This is a genomic window from Streptomyces sp. SCL15-4 (genome assembly GCF_033366695.1).
Classification (GTDB): Bacteria; Actinomycetota; Actinomycetes; order Streptomycetales; family Streptomycetaceae; genus Streptomyces.
On sequence record NZ_JAOBTQ010000001.1, the window covers coordinates 7,246,332 to 7,263,086 of the forward strand.

Here is a 16,755-nt window from a genome sequence, read left to right on the forward strand (position 1 = left end):
CTACCGGCGGGCCACCCCGTGCCCGCCGTCGACGGTGAGCACCTCGCCGGTGACGAAGCCCGCGTCCTCGCCGACGAGCATGGCGATCGCCCGGGCCACGTCGTCCGGTTCCGCGACCCGTCCGAGGGGCGTGTTCTCCGCCAGCCGCCGCCGGAACTCCGGCGGCATGCCCGCGCTGCTCTCCGTGCGGACGTAGCCCGGCGCCACGACGTTGACGGTGATGCCGAGCGGACCGGCCTCGTGGGCGACGAAGCGGGCGAAGGTGTTCAGGGCGGCCTTGGCGGTGCCGTGGGCGGCCATGCCCGGGGCGGGCGGGCCGTCGGCCACCGCGCTGGAGACGTACACGATCCGGCCCTGTCCCCGGTGGCCCATGAGCGCCAGCGCGCGCTGGGTGAGGGTGTAGACGGACGCCAGCTCGTCCGTCACCTTCGTCCTGAAGTCGTCCCAGGCGAGGGCGCGCACCGGAGTGGGGGTGAAGCGGGCGCCGGCGTTGCACACCAGGACGTCCAGGCGCCCGTCGGCCGCCGAGCGTTCCAGCAGCCCGGCCGCCTGGCCGGGGTCGTACACATCGGCCCGGACCGCGAAGGCCTCGCCGCCGTCGGCCTCGATGAGCCCGACCACCTCCTGGGCCGCCGCACGGTTCGAGAAGTAGTTGACGGCTACGCGGTAGCCACGGGCCGCGAGTTCCCGCGAGGTTGCCGCGCCGATTCCCCGGCTGCCGCCGGTCACCAGGGCCGTGGGCTTGGTCGTGGCGTGCATGTGTCCTCCGCGTCGGTGTGATCGGTCCGCTCGACTCTATCGGAGCGGAGCGCTCCGTTCAAAAAACTTCTCCACGAGGAGGAATCAGCCCGTCCGGCGCCGTGTTGTCCGCCGACATGAGCGAAGCAGTGGTAGCGCGTGCCTATGGCGGTCCCGAAGTGCTGTCGGTGGTCGATGTCGCCGTACCGGAGCCCGGGCCGGGCCAGGTGCGCATCGAGGTCCGTGCCGTCGGTGTCAACCCGGTCGATCACAAGCTGTACAGCGGCGCCTTCGGCACCGATCCGGCGAACCTGCCGATGCGGCTCGGCGCCGAGGCGGCCGGTGTGGTGACCGCGGTGGGCGCCGGCGCGACCGGTCCCGCCGGCCGGATCGAGGTCGGCGACGAGGTGATCGCCTATCGGGCGCCCGGCGCGTACGCCGCCGCGTTCCTCGCCCCGGCTTCGTCCGTGGTGCCCAAACCGGCCGGTCTCTCCTGGGAGGAGGCCGGCGGTCTGATGGTCGCCGGCGCGACGGCGACGCATGTGCTCGAGGCGACCGGCGTGCGCGAGCACGACACGGTGCTGGTCCACGGCGCCGCGGGAGGCGTCGGCCTGATGGCCGTGCAACTGGCCGTCGAACGGGGCGCCACGGTGCTGGGGACGGCGAGCCCGGCCAAGCACGACCTGCTGCGCGACCTCGGCGCGATTCCGGTCGCGTACGGGCCGGGCCTGGCCGACCGGGTACGCGCGGCAGCGCCGGACGGCGTCCACGCGGCGGCCGACCTGGTCGGCACCGACGAGGCGGTGGACGTCTCGGTGGAACTCGTGGCGGACCGGTCCCGCGTCGCGACCATCGCGGCGTTCGAACGCGGGGTCCGGGCCGGCATCAGGCTCCTGGGCGGTGGGCCCGGCGCGGACCCCGGCACGGACATCCGCGCCGCCGCGCGCCTGCCGCTCGCCGAAGCCGCCGGAGCCGGACGGCTGCGCGTCCTGATCGCCGGCAGCCACCCGCTCCGCGAAGCCGCCGCCGCCCACCGGCGGATCATGACCGGTCACACGACAGGCAAGATCGTCCTCGTCCCGTGACCCGGTCGCCGGATGGGAGGACCCCGGACCCGGCCGCTGCCCGAGAGAGGGCGCGGCAGTGGAACACCCGCAGGGGACCTCTTCGCGATCGCGGTGCCCGCCTCGGCCCGCCACGCGAGGCGTGCGCCGGTCCGCACGGCCGAGCACACCGTCCGCACCCTCGCCGAGTCCCTCGGCGGACGCCCCGCCGCCTGGTCCGCACCGGGCGGCGGGGCGTCTTCGCGCCGGGCACGGTACGGGCTCGCACCGGGCTCGCGACGGTCCGCGCCGCATTTCCGGAGGCGAAAAGGCGCTGCACGACCCTATTGACCGACCGGACGGTATGCCATCCTTCGGGGCGGGACCAGACGGGCGGCAGCCACCGCGCGGACCCGGCGGCCCGCGACGAGCCGCCGAGGAGTCCGCGAACGCGCCGCCGTCGCCGAGCCGACTCCGGGGGGACGACCGCGATGCACCAGGCTTCGAGGACACCGACGGCGCTCCGCCCCGGCCCGGCGGTCGTACCCCCGCCCCGGCCGCCACGGACGCGCTCACTGATCGACGCCGACGCGGTCGGTGTGCTGCACCGCGCGGCCCGGGCGCTCCTGGACGATCTGGCGGGTCTCACCGACCGCCTGCTCATGGTGCTCCGGGAACAGGAACCGGCGTATCGGTCGGCGCTCCGGACCGACTCCCACGGCACCTGGCAGGAGGCGCACCGCTCGCTGCGGCACAGCGTGACGTCGCTGATCGACCCGCGTGGCACCCGGGACGCGGCCCGGCAGTGCTCCTGGCGGATCGGTGCCGCCCGTGCCGAACAGGGCCTGCCCCTGGACGCGTTGCTGCACGCCTTCAGGCTCGGCGGGTCGATGGTGTGGCAGGCGTTGGTGGAGGAGACCGCCCGCACGGCACCGGAGGACGTCCGGCTGCTCGTGCACGTGGCGGCCGATGTGTGGAACTTCGTCGACGAACACTGCACCCTCGTGGCCGACGCCTACCGGCAGGCGGAGAGACGGATGACGTGGCAGCGCGAGAACCGGGTCAGGCTGCTGGCCGCCGCGCTGCTGGACGGCACCAGCCGCATCGCCGACCTGCCGGAGGCGGCCGAGGCACTGCGACTGCCCGAGCAGGGGCGCTACGTGGTGGTCGCGGTCGCCGGCGGGCGGCCTCCCGGCTCGGCCGGCCCGCGCGCCGCGCTGCCGCAGCGGTCACCGCGGGTCCACTGGCACACCGGTGTCGACGTGGACTACGGCATCCTGCTCACCGAGGACGGCGGACTCCCCGATCCGGTGGCGCCGCCCGTGCCGGGCGCCCGGGTCGGCATGGGCAACGCGGTCGACGGTCTCGCGGCCGTCGGCGACGCCCGGGCCCAGGCCGACCTGGCGCTGGGCCTGTGTCCCGCCGAGGGCGGCACCGTCCGGCTGGCGGACCAACTGCCGGCCGCGATGGTGGTGTCGGCGCCGGAACTCGCCGCGTGCCTCACCGAGCGGGTCCTCGGGCCGCTGGCCCGACTCGAACCGGCCGACGCGGACGTGCTGGTGGAGACCCTGGCCACCTGGCTGGCCTGCGACGGCTCGGCGCAGCGGGCCGGGGAACGCCTCTACTGCCATCGCAACACCGTCCTCAACCGGCTGCGCCGCTACGAACAGCTCACCGGGCGCTCGCTGTCCCGGCCGTCCGACGTGGTGGAGATCAGCCTCGCCCTCGCCGCGCGCCGGCTCCCCCCGCGCTGACCACCGGCGCGCGGCGCCCATGACGCCGTAGCCGAAGGGCCGCGACCAGATCCTCGGCAGCCCGCCGCCGGGCCCTCCCGCAACCGGTTCCCGCCTCCTTCTCCGCCCGCGCCCCGCCCTGTCCGGCCGGGCCCCCGCCCGTCCCCGGACCACTTCGGCTGGGCCCGCGCACAGGCCCGTGCCGCCCTTACTGGGCCGGCGCACCGAGCGGACCGGGACGCCTGTACCGCTGATCGCCAAGTGTGCTGTCGTGAGTGCCCCCTGACCCGCAGCCCCCGTGCCCTCCGCACGGACCCGAGGAGCCGCGATGCCCGCACCACTCTTGGACGACCGGCCGGCTCTGACCGTGGAGCACCTTGACGTGGCCTACGGACGCGCCGTGTCGGCCCTGCGCGCCGTGTCCCTGACCGTGCCGCCCGGCGAGGTGGTGGCCCTGCTCGGCGCCAACGGAGCCGGCAAGTCGACCCTGCTGCGGGCGGTGTCCGGCACCCTGCGGCTGCACCGGGGTGCCGTCACCGCGGGCCGCATCGCCTACGGGGACACCGTCCTGGACGGCCGCGACCCGGTCACGGCGGTCCGCGCCGGTGTCGTGCAAGTCCCGGAGGGAAGGCGGGTGTTCGCGAATCTCACGGTGGACGAGAATCTGCGCAGCGGTGGTCTGGGCCCCGGCCGGCGCACTCCGGACCGGCGACGGCAGGCGAGGGAGCGGGTGTTCGCACTCTTTCCCCGGCTGGCCGAACGCCGTCGGCAGGCGGCCGGGCTGCTCTCCGGCGGCGAGCAGCAGATGCTCGCCATGGGCCGCGCCCTGATGGCCGCGCCGCGCCTGCTCCTGCTCGACGAACCCTCCCTCGGGCTCGCCCCGTTGATGGTCGAGCGGATCACCGAGGTGATCCGGGAGATCAACCACCAGGGCACCGGCGTGCTGCTGGTCGAGCAGAACGCCGGGATGGCCCTGTCGCTGGCCGGCCACGCGCATGTCCTCGACGTCGGCGAAGTACGGCTGTCCGGCCCGGCCGCCGAACTGGCCCGCACCGACGCGGTCCGCCGCCTCTATCTGGGCGAGGAAGCCGACACGTCCGGGCAGGGGGCCGCGTGAACACTCACCGGATCCCGCCGGACGCCGAAGGCACCCCACCGCTCGCTCCCCGCACCGCGCCGGCCACCCACGGCACGGCGCCGACCGGCCAAGGCGTCCCGCCCCTCCACGTCCACGGCGTCACCGTCCGCTTCGCCGGCCTCACCGCCCTGGACGGCGTCTCCCTCACCGTCGCCCCCGGCACCGTGCACGCCCTCATCGGGCCCAACGGTGCCGGGAAGTCCACCTTCTTCAACGTCCTGTCCGGGCTCTGCCGGCCCTCCTGCGGCACCGTCCGCCTCGGCGACACCGACCTCACCCGGCTCGCCCCGCACCGCATCGCGGCCCTGGGAGTGGCCCGCACCTTCCAGAACATCGTGACCACCGAGGGCACCGTCGCCGACAACCTGATGGTCGGCCGCCACGCGCTGACCCGCGCCGGATTCGCCGCCGGGGCGCTGCGCCTGCCGCACGCCGTACGCGAGCAGCGCGAACACCTGGAGAAGGTCCGGGAGATCGCCGAACTCACCGGTCTCGGGCCCCACTTCGACCGGCCGGTGGCGCTGCTGCCGTACGGTGACCGCAAGCGCGTCGAACTCGCCCGCGCGCTCTGCCTGGAGCCCCGGGTGCTGCTGCTGGACGAACCGGTGGCCGGCATGAACGCGGGGGAGCGGGCCCGGACCGCCGAGGTCGTCACCGAGGTCCGCGCCCGGCTCGGCCTGTCCGTACTCCTGGTCGAACACGACATGGGCCTGGTGATGCGCCTCGCCGACGAGGTCACCGTGCTCGACTTCGGCCGTCTCGTCGCCCAGGGCACGCCCGACGAGGTCCGCGCCCACCCGGAGGTGCTGCGCGCCTACCTCGGCACCGCGAGCGACCGGGAGGACGCCGCGTGAACGCCTTCCTCACCAGCCTCCTCAACGGTCTGTCCCTGGGCGCCGTACACGCCCTGGTCGCGCTCGGCTTCGTCGTCATCTTCAAAGCCTCCGGCGTGCTCAACTTCTCCCACGGCTCCCTGCTGCTGCTCGGCGGGTACCTCACCGCCGTCTGGCACACCCACCTCGGCTTCGCCGCCGCCCTCGCCGCGGCGGCGGCGGTCACCGCGGCGGTCGCGGGAGCCGTCGACCGGCTCCTGCTCCAGCGCGGCGGCGCCGGCCCGCACGCCGCCCATGCGCAGACCATCGTGACCATCGGCGTGGACGTGCTGCTGCTCACCGACCTGTCCCGCCGGATCGGCGGCGACCTGCTGCCGCTCGGCGACCCCTGGGCCGACTCGGTCACCCGGATCGGCCCGGTCACCGTCGCCGACAGCAGGCTCGCCGCGATCGTGGTCTCCTGCCTGGTCATCGGCGCCGTCTTCGCCGCCTTCCGGTACAGCGCCTGGGGGCTGTCCCTGCGCGCCGCCGCCGAGGACGCCGAAGCGGCCGCCCTGATGGGCATCCGGCTCTCCCGGGTGCGCACCGGCGCCTGGTGCCTCGCGGGCGCCCTGGCCGCGTCGGCCGCCGTGTTCCTCGCCGCGTTCCCCGCCCCCGGCCTGGAGCGCACCACCGGCCAGGTGGCGCTGGCCGCGTTCCCCGCCGCGATCCTCGGCGGTCTCGCCTCACCCGCCGGCGCCCTCGCCGGCAGCCTCCTGATCGGGCTCACCGAGGCGTTCGCCGCCGGCTACCAGTCCGAACTGCGCGTGCTCGGCGACGGGTTCGGCGACGTGGCGCCGTACGCGGTGATGGTCGTCGTCCTGATCGTCCGGCCAGAGGGACTCTTCGGCGCGAAGGGTGCCGCCCGTGTCTGATCTCCCCGCGCGCCGCGCCCGCCGGCCCCTCACGCTCCTCCTGGCGGCCCTGCTGTGCGCGCCGCCGTTCTACCTCGACGTGTTCTGGCTGCGCGTGGGCCTGTTCGCGATGGCAGCCGCGATCGGCGCCGTCGGACTGGGCCTGCTCGCCGGCACCGCCGGCCAACTCTCCCTCGGCCACTCCTTCTTCCTCGCGATCGGCGCGTACGGCTACACCTGGCTGGCCGGCGAGGAACCGGGCGCCGGACTGCCCACCGCCGTCGCCCTGGTCGCGTCGGTCCTGCTGGCCGGACTGGCCGGCGGACTGTTCAGCCCGGTCGCCGGCCGGGTGCGCGGCGTCTACCTGGGCGTCGCCACGCTCGCCCTGGTCTTCCTCGGCCACCACATCCTGGTCAGCGCCGAACCGGTCACCGGAGGCTTCAACGGCCTCTCCGTACCGCCGCTTTCGGTCGGGTCCTTCGCCTTCGGCGCGAGCGAGTCCGAACTCGTCGTCCTGTGCGTGCCGTTCGGCGCCGAAGAACGCCTGTGGTACCTGAGCCTGGCCCTGTTCGCGTTCACCTGGTTCACCGCGCGCGGCCTGCTGCGCTCCCGGGCCGGCCGCGCCCTGAAGGCACTGCGCGACAGCGAGACCGCCGCCGCCGTCATGGGCATACCGGTGGCCCGGTACCGGGCCGGGGCGTTCGTCATGTCCTCCATGTACGCGGGCCTGGCCGGCGCCCTGCTGGCACTCGCCTTCCGCCGGGTCGTCCCGGACTACTTCGGGCCCGCCCTGTCCGTCGACTACCTCGCGATGATCGTCGTCGGCGGCCTCGGCTCGGTGGCCGGCGCCACCGCCGGCGCGGTCCTCGTCACCGCGCTGCCCCTGCTGATGACCCGGTACGCCGACCGGCTCCCGCTCGTCGCCACGCCCGGCTCGGCCGACGGCGGCCTCGGCCCCACCGAGGCCTCCCGCTACCTCTACGGCGCCGCCATCGTCCTCATCCTGCTCTTCGCCCCCGACGGCCTGAGCGGACTCCCGCGCCGGCTGCGCGCCCGGGTCCGGAGCCGGCACCGCCCGGCCGCAGGCCCCACGTCCACCGCGACCGCCGTACGAACCAAGGAGCCCACCCCGTGAACCCCAGGAACCGCACCACCCGGGCCGTACTCGCCGTGTCCCTGGCCCTGCTCGTCGCGGCCACCGGCTGCAGCTCCAAGGCGAAGAGCGGCGACGGCGGCGGCACGAGAGCCGGCGGTGTGCGCACCGGGCCCGGCGTCACCGCCGACACCATCAGACTCGGTGCCCTCACCGACCTGACGGGCCCGTACGCCACGCTCGGCAAAAGCATCGTGCAGGCGCAGCAGCTGTGGGCCGACCAGACCAACGCCCGGGGCGGGATCTGCCACCGGAAGATCGAGATCGTGGTCAAGGACCATGGCTACGACGTCCAGAAGGCCGTCACCGCCTACGCCGACATCGCCCCCGACGTCGTCGCCCTGCCCCAGGTCATCGGCTCACCCGTGGTCGCCGCCCTCCTCGACGACATCGAACGGGACGAGCTACTCACCTTCCCGCAGGCCTGGTCCGCCTCCCTGCTCGGCAAGGACGCCGTACAGGTCCTCGGCACCACCTACGACGTCGACGCACTCGCCGCCGTCGACTACCTCACCCGCACCAAGAACATCAGGAAGGGCGACAAGATCGGCCACGTCTACTTCGAGGGGGACTACGGCGACAACGCGCTGGAAGGCTCCACCTGGGCGGCGGAGCGGGCCGGGATCACGGTCGTCGGCCAGAAGATCCAGGCCACCGACACCGACCTGTCCGCGCAGGTCGCCGCGCTCGCCAAGGCCGGCGTCAAGGCCGTCCTGATCAGCGCCGGCCCCGCCCAGACCGCCTCCCTGGCCGGCGTCGCCGCCGCGAGCGGACTGAAGGTCCCGGTGGTCACCAGCGCGCCGGGCTACGCCCCGCAGCTGCTGAAGACCCAGGCCGCGCCCGCCCTGGTCGCGATGCTCAGCATCGTCAGCGCCGCCCCGGCCGTGAGTTCCCACCTGCCCGGCGTCAAGAAGATGGTCGCCGCCTACCAGGACGAGTACCCGGACTCCGCCGTCGACTCCGGTGTGCTCTCCGGCTACAACGCGGCCCAGCTCATGGGCGAGGACCTGAAGAAGGCGTGTGCGGCCGGCAGCCTGGCCCGCGCCGACGTCGTCAAGGCGCACCGTTCGCAGACCGGTCTGGACACCGGTCTCGGCACCCCGCAGGACTTCTCCGACCCCTCCCGCCCGGCCAGCCTGTCGACCTACGTCCTCAAGCCGGACGCGAAGGCGCTCGGCGGAACGGCCGGCGTCGAGGACGCGCACCGGGCGCCGGGCGTCGAGGACTACCTCGGACAGCGTTCCTGACCCGAGGACCCGAGGACCCGAGGGCCCGAAGACACGAGGACCCGGAGACACGAGGAGCGGCGGCCTCGACGAGGACGAGACCGGGCCGCCCGCCGCCGCTCAGGACGCGGCCCGGCGGCGGTTCACGGCGGCGACGGCGCCCAGGGCCACGCCGACCGCGATGACGATCAGCCCGCGGGTCCAGACCGCGGCCTCGACACGCGTGGCGAGCACCACGCAGGAGATCGCTCCGAGGACGGGGACGGCGGTGTGGGCCCGGAAGTGGGGACGCGCCGAGCGATCGCGCCGCAGAACGAGGACGGCGGTGTTGACGAGGAAGAACACCACGAGGAGCAGCAGCACGAGGGTGGAGGCGAGGGTCGCCACGTCTCCTGTGAGCGCCAGCAGGAAGGACAGCGCGGTCGTGGCCGCGATCGAGGCCCACGGTGTGCGGCGCCGGGGAAGCACCCGGGTCAGGAAGCGGGGGAGGAGTCCGTCCCGCGCCATGCCGTAGGCCAGACGGGAACTCATGATGCCGGTGAGCAGCGCGCCGTTGGCGACGGCGACGAGGGCGACGGCGCTGAACAGCTTCGGCGGCACTCCGCCCGCCTCCTTCACCACCTCCAGCAGCGGCCCGCTGGAACGGGCCAGCGTGGCGGTGGGGACGGCGGCCGAGGCGACGATTCCGACGAGGACGTAGACGGCTCCCGCCGTCACCAGAGCGCCGAAGAGGGCCCGGGGATACGAGCGACGCGGGTCGCGGGTCTCCTCGGCGACGTTGACGGAGGTCTCGAAGCCGACGAAGGAGTAGTACGCGAGCACGGTCGCGCCGAGGACACCGGCGGCGGCCCCCTTGTCGGCGGTGCCGAGACGGACGAGTCTGCCGGGGTCGCCGTCGCCGCGCAGGAACAGCCAGGCCCCGAGGCCGACGATGAGGAGGAGACCGCCCACCTCGATGACCGTCGCCGCCACGTTGGCGCGGGTGGATTCGCTGATGCCACGGGCGTTCAGCAGGGCCAGCGCGCACAGGAAGACGGCCGCCACCACCACGACGGGCAGGCTGACGAACGCGGTCAGGTAGTCGCCGGCGAAACCCCGCGCCAGCGCGGCGACGGACACGATGCCCGCGGCGAGCATGCAGAACCCGGCAAGGAAGCCGGTGAACGGCCCGTAGGCGAGGGTCGTGTAGTGGGAGGCGCCGCCCGCCCTCGGGTACTTCGTGGCGAGTTCCGCGTACGAGGCGGCCGTCAGGAGCGACAGCAGCAGGGCGAGGAGCAGGGGCACCCACACGGCGCCGCCCGATTCCGCGGCGATCTGGCCGACGAGGACGTAGACGCCGGCGCCCAGCACGTCACCGAGGATGAAGAAGTAGAGCAGAGGGGTCGTCAGCGCCTTCTTGAGCGCGGAGGTCTCGCCCTGCGGCGAGCCGTCCGTCGTCGATGTGGAGGGAGTGGTCACCACTGCCGCCTACCCCCTGCGGCACCACCGCAGACGGAACGGATCCGACGTGCGCTGAACGGCCCATCGACGCTGCCACCTGCGGTGACGCCGCCGCGGCCAAGCGCTCCGCCGGGTCAGCGCCTGCTCTCGATGAGTTCGGTGATGACGCCGTCGATGTCCAGGTGGACGCTTTCGGTCCCGGCGGGCACCAGGGCGAAGGTCCGCCGGAGGAACGCGGCCACCTCACGGGCCGCCAGTTCGACCACCGCCGTGCCGGCGGAATTGCTCAGAACGACGCGCAGGGAGCCCGGTTGGCGGCCGTATCCGGGGATCACCCGCACGTCGCCCCGGCCGGTAGCGCGGCCCAGTCCGCCGGAGAGCAGGTCACGCGCGAAGAACCAGGTCACGGGCCGGCACGTCGAGGAGCCGAGGGAAAGCCGGACGGCATAGGGGTCGGTGATCCCGTAACGCAATTCCGCCGGCAACGGCACCGGCGACCCCTTCGCGACGGTGACGTGTGCCGTCACTTCGCAGGTGACCGTGCTGACACGCTGATCCATGGTGGCCCCCGAACGAGCACAGAAGTGAGATGTCTTGCCGTGACCCTAAGACTCCGGCGGCCGCAGACCTTGCCGGAGAACGCACGGAGCTTTGCCCGGGAAAGCACTGCCGCCCGGCCGTGCCGATGCCGCTGCGTCCGGGGGCAAGGAGTGGTGCACCGCGCGGCAACCGGGCAAGCGGTGCCCGGCCTAGCGTGGCCCGGTTCCCCGACCCTCTTCTTCCGGAAACGCCGACCACACCCGGCGGATGGTCGAGCTGTACCGGGAGCGCTACGCCCACTACGGGCACGGCACCGCGGAGCAGGCCGTCGTCGGCCTCGGCGGTCAGGTGTTCATGCGGAAGAACTCCCAGGACGCGGTACGGGAGTTCCGGCCGTACTTCGACAACGCGCCGGTCTACGGACACGGGCCGTCGCTGGAGGACTTCACCGAGCAGACCCCGCTGACCGTGGGCTCCCCGCAGCAGGTCATCGACAAGACGCTCTCCTTCCGCGAGTACGCGGGCGACTACCAGCGCCAGCTGTTCCTGATGGACCACGCGGGACTGCCGCTGAAGACCGTGCTGGAACAGCTCGACCTGCTCGGCGGGGAAGTCGTCCCCGTCCTGCGCGAGGAGTTCGCCAGGAACCGCCCGGCAAACGTGCCGGACGCCCCCACCCACCAGTCACTGACCGCCGCCGCGCGGAAGGAGGCCACCGCATGAAACTCGTCGCCGTGTCCGCGGGGTTGAGCACCCCGTCCTCCACCCGGCTGCTCGCCGACCGTCTCGCCGCCGCCGTCCGCGACGGACTCGCCGCACGGGACCTCGAGGCGGAGACGGAGGTCGTCGAGCTGAGGGAACTGGCCGTCGCCGTCGCCAACCACCTCGTGACGGGGTTTCCGCAGCCTCGACTGGCCGCCGCCATCGACGCGGTGACGAGCGCGGACGGTCTGATCGCCGTGACACCCGTGTTCACCGCCTCCTACAGCGGTCTGTTCAAGTCCTTCTTCGACCTGATCGACCCGGACGCGCTCACCGGCAGGCCGGTCCTCGTCGCGGCGACCGGGGGAACGGCCCGCCACTCCCTGGTCCTGGACCACGCCCTGCGCCCCCTCTTCGCCTATCTGCGGGCCGCCGTCGTCCCCACGGCGGTGTACGCGGCGTCCGAGGACTGGGGGTCCGGCGGTGACGAGTACACCGACGGCCTGCCCGCGCGCATACGGCGGGCGGCCGGTGAGCTCGCCGCGCTGATGGCCGCCCGGCCGGCCGGGAAGAGGCCCGCGGACGACGCCGCCGCGCTCGACCGGCACCTCGCCGACCTGCGGTTCGACTGAACCGGTGCGGTCCCGCGACCGGGCGCGGACGTGCTCCGTCCACGTCATGGGCGGCCGGCCCGGGCGGCGGTGTGTACGGCCCGGTGGACGGCGCGGGCCACGCGGGCGCCCCACAGCGAGCGGGGACCGGCGAAGGCGTGGACCTCGTCGTCGGCGGCCGGGGACCGGGCGGCCACGCACACGGCGTCCGTGGGGGTGCCCGAGCAGTCGTAACCGGCGGCGAGCAGGGCCTGCACCTTCGCTTCCGTGGCGGTGGCCACGGCGTTGACCAGCGCCGCGTCGGTCAGCGCCACCGGCAGCGCGACGACGATGTTGACCGTGCCCGGCCGCGCCGCCGTGGCCGTGCCCTCTGCCGGGGAAGCCGCCCAGCCGCGCACCCCGAGCCCCGCGGTGGCGACCGCCTCCACACCGCCGTCGCGGGCGTGACCGTACGCCCGGACATCGGCGGCCGTCATCAGCCCGACCCCCGGGCCCCGGACACCGGCGTCCAGCGCCAGCTCGGCGAGGTGCCGGTCCGGGTCGGTGCGCGTATAGCCGTGGGACACCTGTGCGTTGAGCACCCAGGAACGTTCCCCGATCCCTCCGCCGAGGACCGCGCTGCTGATCATCCGCCAGCCGTCGCCCGCCCGCCACAGCAGGCCGTGCAGCCACTCCTCCCCTTCGGCGCGGGAGAGCCGCCGTACGTCCAGCAGGCCGGGGGCGGAGCGGGGCGGCGGAACGGCGGCGGTCATCGGACGGGTACTCCTCGCGGGCGGGAACCAGGCGATCGTACGTCGCGCCGTCCGGCCTGGTTCGCGGGTGCGAGGACGGGGAACCCCGGACAAAACCCCCTCGGCCGGGACGGACCGGTGAGTGACGGGCGCGGCGAAGGAGAAGGTTCATGTGCCGCCTGTTCGGTCTCAGCAGTGCGCCGCGGCGCACCCGTGCGACATTCTGGCTGCTGGACGCCCCCGACAGTCTCAGCAGACAGAGCCACCGGGAACCCGACGGCACCGGCCTCGGCTACTTCGCGGCGGACGGCACGCCCCGCGTGGACAAGGCCCCGATCGCCGCGTACGAGGACCGTGCCTTCGCCGAGGAGGCCCGCCGGGTGGAGTCGGCCACCTTCGTCGCCCATGTGCGCTACGCCTCCACCGGCAGCCTGGACGCCCGTAACACCCACCCGTTCGAACAGGACGGCCGGCTGTTCGCGCACAACGGCGTCATCGAGGGCCTCGACCGGCTCGACGAGCACCTGGGCGAGGACCGGTCACGGGTGCGCGGCGACACGGACTCCGAGCGCTTCTTCGCGCTGATCACCCGGGAGGCGAGGGAGAACGGCGGCGACCTCGGCGCCGGGATCCGGCACGCCGCCGGGTGGATCGCCCGGCACCTGCCCGTCTACGCCCTGAACCTCGTCCTCGTCACTCCGGGCCGGCTGTGGGCCCTGCGCTACCCCGGCACCCACGAGCTGTACGTCCTGAAGCGCCCGGCGGGCGGGCAGCACGGCGCTCGCCACCTGGACCACAGCGGCAGCCACGGCCGCATGCGCGTCCGCTCGGCCCACCTGGCCGGTCGGCCGGCCGTGATCGTGGCCAGCGAGCGCATGGACGACCACCCCGACTGGCGCCTGATGGAGCCGGGCGAGCTGCTCCACGTCGGAACCGGCCTGCGCACCACCCACCAGGTGGTCCTGCCGGAGCCCCCGGCGCACCAGATGACCCTGGCGGACCTGCGCCCCGACGCCGCCGCCTCCCAGAAGGCACCGTGATCCCGGCCGGGTCCGGGCCTTGCCGGAGTTCCCGGGCCGGGTCCGGCGCGGCCGTTCCGTACTCTGGCCGTATGCGTATGCGCCCCACTCTGAGCTGGACGCCCACCGAGGACCTGCCGCCGGGTACCACGGACCCGGGGCCGGTCGTCGAGGCGCTGGGCAGGGGAGGGGTGCTGGTGCTCAGCGGGGCGGGCATCTCCACGGAGTCGGGCATTCCCGACTACCGGGGCGAGGGCGGGAGCCTGAGCCGGCACACCCCGATGACCTACCAGGAGTTCACCGCCGGCGCGCGGGCCCGGCGCCGGTACTGGGCGCGCAGCCACCTCGGCTGGCGCACCTTCGGGCGCGCCGAGCCCAACGCCGGGCACCGGGCCGTCGCCGCGTTCGGACGGCACGGCCTGCTCACGGGGGTCATCACCCAGAACGTCGACGGCCTGCACCAGGCCGCCGGCAGCGAGGACGTCGTGGAACTCCACGGGAGTCTGGAGCGGGTCGTCTGTCTTTCCTGCGGCGCCCGCAGCGCGCGCCGGGAACTCGCCCGGCGACTTCAGGAGGCCAACGCGGACTTCGCGCCGGTGGCCGCCGGCATCAACCCGGACGGCGACGCCGATCTCACCGACGAACAGGTCCGCGACTTCCGTGTGCTGCCTTGCGTACGCTGCGGCGGCATCCTCAAGCCGGATGTGGTGTTCTTCGGCGAAGCCGTGCCGCCGGAGCGGGTCGAGCACTGTCGCGAGCTGGTTCATGCGGCCCGTTCGCTGCTCGTCCTCGGCTCCTCGCTGACGGTGATGTCCGGGCTCCGGTTCGTGCGGCAGGCGGCCCGGGACGGAAAGCCGGTGCTGATCGTCAACCGCGACGTCACCCGCGGCGACCGGCACGCCGTCACCCGCGTCGCGCTTCCGCTGGGAAGTTCCCTCACCGCCGTGGCCCATCGGCTGGGCCTGACCCTGCCGTCGACCGGCTGAGCACACAACGAACCACCGGGACGGGGCACTGGGGCCCGTCCCGGTGGTTCATCGCGGTTGAGGATGCCTGAGGCGTCCGCGGGTCATGCGTGACGGTGGGAGTGGGAGTGGCGGCTGCCGGTGACGAGGCGGTAGAGGGCGAGCAGGATGACGGAGCCGGCGATGGCGGCGATCCACGTGGAGAGCTCGAAGAACCCGTCGACGGAGTCGACGCCGAAGATCACCTTGCCGAGCCAGCCGCCGAGCAGACCACCGGCCACGCCGATGAGCATGGTGACGATGATGCCGCCGGGGTCCTTGCCCGGCATGAGGGCCTTGGCAATGGCGCCGGCGAGCAGGCCGAGGATGATCCACGCGATGATGCCCATGGTGGTCTCCGTTTCGTCGTTCCGTCGTATGTCGAATAAAGGCTTGCTCATCGTGTGTACCGTCTGCGCTCGTACAAACGTCCTCTTTTGAAAGCGGTCCCGGAAAGCGTGGTGACGGGCTTACAGCCGGGTGTGCCACTTCTCGATCAGGGAGCGTGCCGCGTCCTGGGTCGCACCCTGGTCGAAGCCGTCGGTTCGCCAGGTCGCCGAGCGCACGGCGCCCCGGTCGCGGTACGTCCGCATGACGCGTACGTGATCGGGCCGGGCGACGAAGCCCCGCAGATGTTCCTCGTCGCGCCAGACGGAGACCGAACCGGAGTGCGGGCGCAGCAGGCCCGGGACGCTCCACAGCCACAGCCCGACCGCGCCCTCGGTGACGTCCCAGGTCCGGCGCAGGGCGAGGCCGGTGACGTGGACACCGAGCGAGGTCCACGGGCGGTACGGGGCGAAGCCGGTGACGCTCACGACGGCCGCGCCCCCCGGCTCCCCGTCAGCGCCCGCCGGTCCGGGCTTCCACGGGGCGAACCAGACGGGCACCGGCATCGGCGACTCACTCCTCGCGGCACCCGGACCCGGAGGAAACGTCCGGCCGGAAACCCTATAAAACTGTACGGTCGTGCGTGCTAATGTATCAGGCTCCTGATGCCTGACCGAGGAGCAGCGAGCATGAAACCCACCGAGGCCCTTGCGAGCACCGTCCTCAACACCGCCTCCCTCGTCCCGGGACGGCTGGCGGGCAAGGGTGCCTTCGCGCTGTTCCACATGCCGCTCGTGCGCAGCCGTCCGCGGTCCGCCGAGCGCGAGGTGTCCGGCACGGCGCACATCGGCCGCGTCGAACTCGGCGGCGGCAGACACGCGGTGACGTACCGCTGGGGCGACGGCGCCCGGCCCGTGCTGCTGGTGCACGGCTGGCAGTCGCGCGCCTCCCGGCTCTCCGCCTTCGTCCCCGGACTGCTGGAGCGCGGCTACAGCGTCGTCGCCTTCGACGCCCCGGGTCACGGCGACGCCGGCGGCCGCAGCGCCACGATCCTGGACTACCGCGACATCGTCTCCGCGCTGCACGACCAGTACGGCACGTTCGAGTGCCTGATCGCCCACTCGATGGGTGCGCTGGGCTCGTTCTTCGGGCTCAAGCACGGGGTGAAGGCCCAGAGAGTCGTCACCATCAGCGGGGTCTGCGACTTCGACTACCTGATCCGGGAGTTCTGCGCCGAGCTGAAGGTGCGCGACCGGCTTCAGGCGCGTCTGCGCGACGAGATCCGCGAGCGGCTCTTCCCCGGCATGCCCGCGCGGGAGGTGCCGTTCTCGCTCACGGACATGCCGCGGAGCGTGCGCGCGCCGCTGCTGGTGATCCACGACGAGGACGACACCAGGATCGGGGTGGCCCAGGGCCGCCGGCTGGCCGCGGCCTTCGGCGACCAGGCCCGGCTCGTCGTCACCAGCGGCCTCGGACACCGGCGCATCCTCGGCGACGCGGACGTCCTGCGCACCGTTGTCGACTTCGCCGGCCAGGGCGCGCCCGGCGCCGGCGAGCCGGACCCGCGTACGCTCTCCCTGGACTGAGCGCCTCCGCTTCGGCGGATACTAACCGAACGAACGTC

17 protein-coding genes and 1 pseudogene are annotated in these 16,755 nt (G+C 73.6%); 12 read left to right on the forward strand and 6 right to left on the reverse strand.

Translation table 11 applies throughout. The features are described from left to right. On the reverse strand, nucleotides 1-759 hold the full coding sequence (locus SCK26_RS32660) for an SDR family oxidoreductase (protein WP_318204947.1): 759 nt from the start codon (nucleotides 757-759) through the stop codon (nucleotides 1-3). Nucleotides 760-875: 116 nt separating this feature from the next. Between SCK26_RS32660 and SCK26_RS32665 the strand changes: the two genes are divergently transcribed. The 7 genes from SCK26_RS32665 (at nucleotide 876) to SCK26_RS32695 (ending at nucleotide 8,778) form a co-directional block, all read left to right on the forward strand. Beyond that, nucleotides 876-1,823, forward strand: coding sequence for an NADP-dependent oxidoreductase (locus tag SCK26_RS32665; protein WP_318204948.1), 948 nt, complete (start codon nucleotides 876-878; stop codon nucleotides 1,821-1,823). A 449-nt stretch (nucleotides 1,824-2,272) separates the two neighbouring features. Next, the gene (locus SCK26_RS32670) at nucleotides 2,273-3,535 is read left to right on the forward strand and encodes a helix-turn-helix domain-containing protein (protein ID WP_318204949.1); all 1,263 of its coding nucleotides are present in this window, start codon (nucleotides 2,273-2,275) and stop codon (nucleotides 3,533-3,535) included. 307 nt (nucleotides 3,536-3,842) lie between these two features. Then, a complete protein-coding gene (locus SCK26_RS32675; RefSeq protein ID WP_318204950.1) occupies nucleotides 3,843-4,631 on the forward strand; it encodes an ABC transporter ATP-binding protein in 789 nt (262 codons plus the stop codon). After that, a complete protein-coding gene (locus SCK26_RS32680; RefSeq protein WP_318204951.1) occupies nucleotides 4,628-5,506 on the forward strand; it encodes an ABC transporter ATP-binding protein in 879 nt (292 codons plus the stop codon). Before SCK26_RS32675 ends, SCK26_RS32680 begins: the two co-directional genes overlap by 4 nt. Next, nucleotides 5,503-6,399, forward strand: a complete 897-nt coding sequence (locus SCK26_RS32685) for a branched-chain amino acid ABC transporter permease (RefSeq protein ID WP_318204952.1) — start codon at nucleotides 5,503-5,505, stop codon at nucleotides 6,397-6,399. Before SCK26_RS32680 ends, SCK26_RS32685 begins: the two co-directional genes overlap by 4 nt. After that, a complete protein-coding gene (locus tag SCK26_RS32690) occupies nucleotides 6,392-7,513 on the forward strand; it encodes a branched-chain amino acid ABC transporter permease (RefSeq protein WP_318204953.1) in 1,122 nt (373 codons plus the stop codon). The genes SCK26_RS32685 and SCK26_RS32690 overlap by 8 nt, the downstream gene beginning before the upstream one ends. Continuing rightward, nucleotides 7,510-8,778, forward strand: coding sequence for an ABC transporter substrate-binding protein (locus tag SCK26_RS32695; protein ID WP_318204954.1), 1,269 nt, complete (start codon nucleotides 7,510-7,512; stop codon nucleotides 8,776-8,778). The genes SCK26_RS32690 and SCK26_RS32695 overlap by 4 nt, the downstream gene beginning before the upstream one ends. A 99-nt stretch (nucleotides 8,779-8,877) precedes the next feature. Here the strand turns inward: SCK26_RS32695 and SCK26_RS32700 are convergent, their stop codons facing one another. Together SCK26_RS32700 and SCK26_RS32705 are read right to left on the reverse strand one after the other, a co-directional pair. Further along, a complete protein-coding gene (locus SCK26_RS32700; RefSeq protein ID WP_318204955.1) occupies nucleotides 8,878-10,215 on the reverse strand; it encodes an APC family permease in 1,338 nt (445 codons plus the stop codon). Nucleotides 10,216-10,331: 116 nt separating this feature from the next. Next, on the reverse strand, nucleotides 10,332-10,757 hold the full coding sequence (locus tag SCK26_RS32705) for an SsgA family sporulation/cell division regulator (protein ID WP_318204956.1): 426 nt from the start codon (nucleotides 10,755-10,757) through the stop codon (nucleotides 10,332-10,334). 229 nt (nucleotides 10,758-10,986) lie between these two features. Between SCK26_RS32705 and SCK26_RS32710 the strand changes: the two are divergent. Continuing rightward, a pseudogene (locus tag SCK26_RS32710) lies at nucleotides 10,987-11,460 on the forward strand (LLM class flavin-dependent oxidoreductase); the annotation flags it as partial. Further along, the gene (locus SCK26_RS32715) at nucleotides 11,457-12,071 is read left to right on the forward strand and encodes an FMN reductase (protein ID WP_318204957.1); all 615 of its coding nucleotides are present in this window, start codon (nucleotides 11,457-11,459) and stop codon (nucleotides 12,069-12,071) included. The pseudogene SCK26_RS32710 and the gene SCK26_RS32715, both read left to right, overlap by 4 nt. Nucleotides 12,072-12,115: 44 nt before the next feature. Here SCK26_RS32715 and SCK26_RS32720 read toward each other — a convergent pair whose 3' ends face one another. After that, nucleotides 12,116-12,802 carry an adenosylcobinamide amidohydrolase gene (locus tag SCK26_RS32720; RefSeq protein ID WP_318204958.1) on the reverse strand — a complete coding sequence of 229 codons (687 nt, stop codon included), beginning with the start codon at nucleotides 12,800-12,802 and terminating at the stop codon, nucleotides 12,116-12,118. A 149-nt stretch (nucleotides 12,803-12,951) separates the two neighbouring features. Between SCK26_RS32720 and SCK26_RS32725 the strand changes: the two genes are divergently transcribed. After that, nucleotides 12,952-13,821: a class II glutamine amidotransferase gene (locus tag SCK26_RS32725; RefSeq protein WP_318204959.1), complete on the forward strand. Its 870-nt coding sequence runs from the start codon at nucleotides 12,952-12,954 to the stop codon at nucleotides 13,819-13,821. Nucleotides 13,822-13,892: 71 nt separating this feature from the next. Beyond that, the gene (locus tag SCK26_RS32730; protein ID WP_318204960.1) at nucleotides 13,893-14,786 is read left to right on the forward strand and encodes an NAD-dependent protein deacetylase; all 894 of its coding nucleotides are present in this window, start codon (nucleotides 13,893-13,895) and stop codon (nucleotides 14,784-14,786) included. Nucleotides 14,787-14,869: 83 nt separating this feature from the next. Here SCK26_RS32730 and SCK26_RS32735 read toward each other — a convergent pair whose 3' ends face one another. Together SCK26_RS32735 and SCK26_RS32740 are read right to left on the reverse strand one after the other, a co-directional pair. Further along, complete coding sequence (locus SCK26_RS32735; protein ID WP_318206142.1) at nucleotides 14,870-15,154, reverse strand: GlsB/YeaQ/YmgE family stress response membrane protein; 285 nt, start codon at nucleotides 15,152-15,154, stop codon at nucleotides 14,870-14,872. Between the two features lie 120 nt (nucleotides 15,155-15,274). Then, nucleotides 15,275-15,697 (reverse strand): hypothetical protein, encoded by a 423-nt coding sequence (locus SCK26_RS32740; protein WP_318204961.1) that lies wholly within the window; start codon nucleotides 15,695-15,697, stop codon nucleotides 15,275-15,277. A gap of 123 nt (nucleotides 15,698-15,820) precedes the next feature. Here SCK26_RS32740 and SCK26_RS32745 point away from each other — a divergent pair, with 123 nt between their 5' ends. Continuing rightward, on the forward strand, nucleotides 15,821-16,717 hold the full coding sequence (locus tag SCK26_RS32745; RefSeq protein ID WP_318204962.1) for an alpha/beta hydrolase: 897 nt from the start codon (nucleotides 15,821-15,823) through the stop codon (nucleotides 16,715-16,717). The last annotated feature ends 38 nt before the right edge of the window (nucleotides 16,718-16,755 follow it).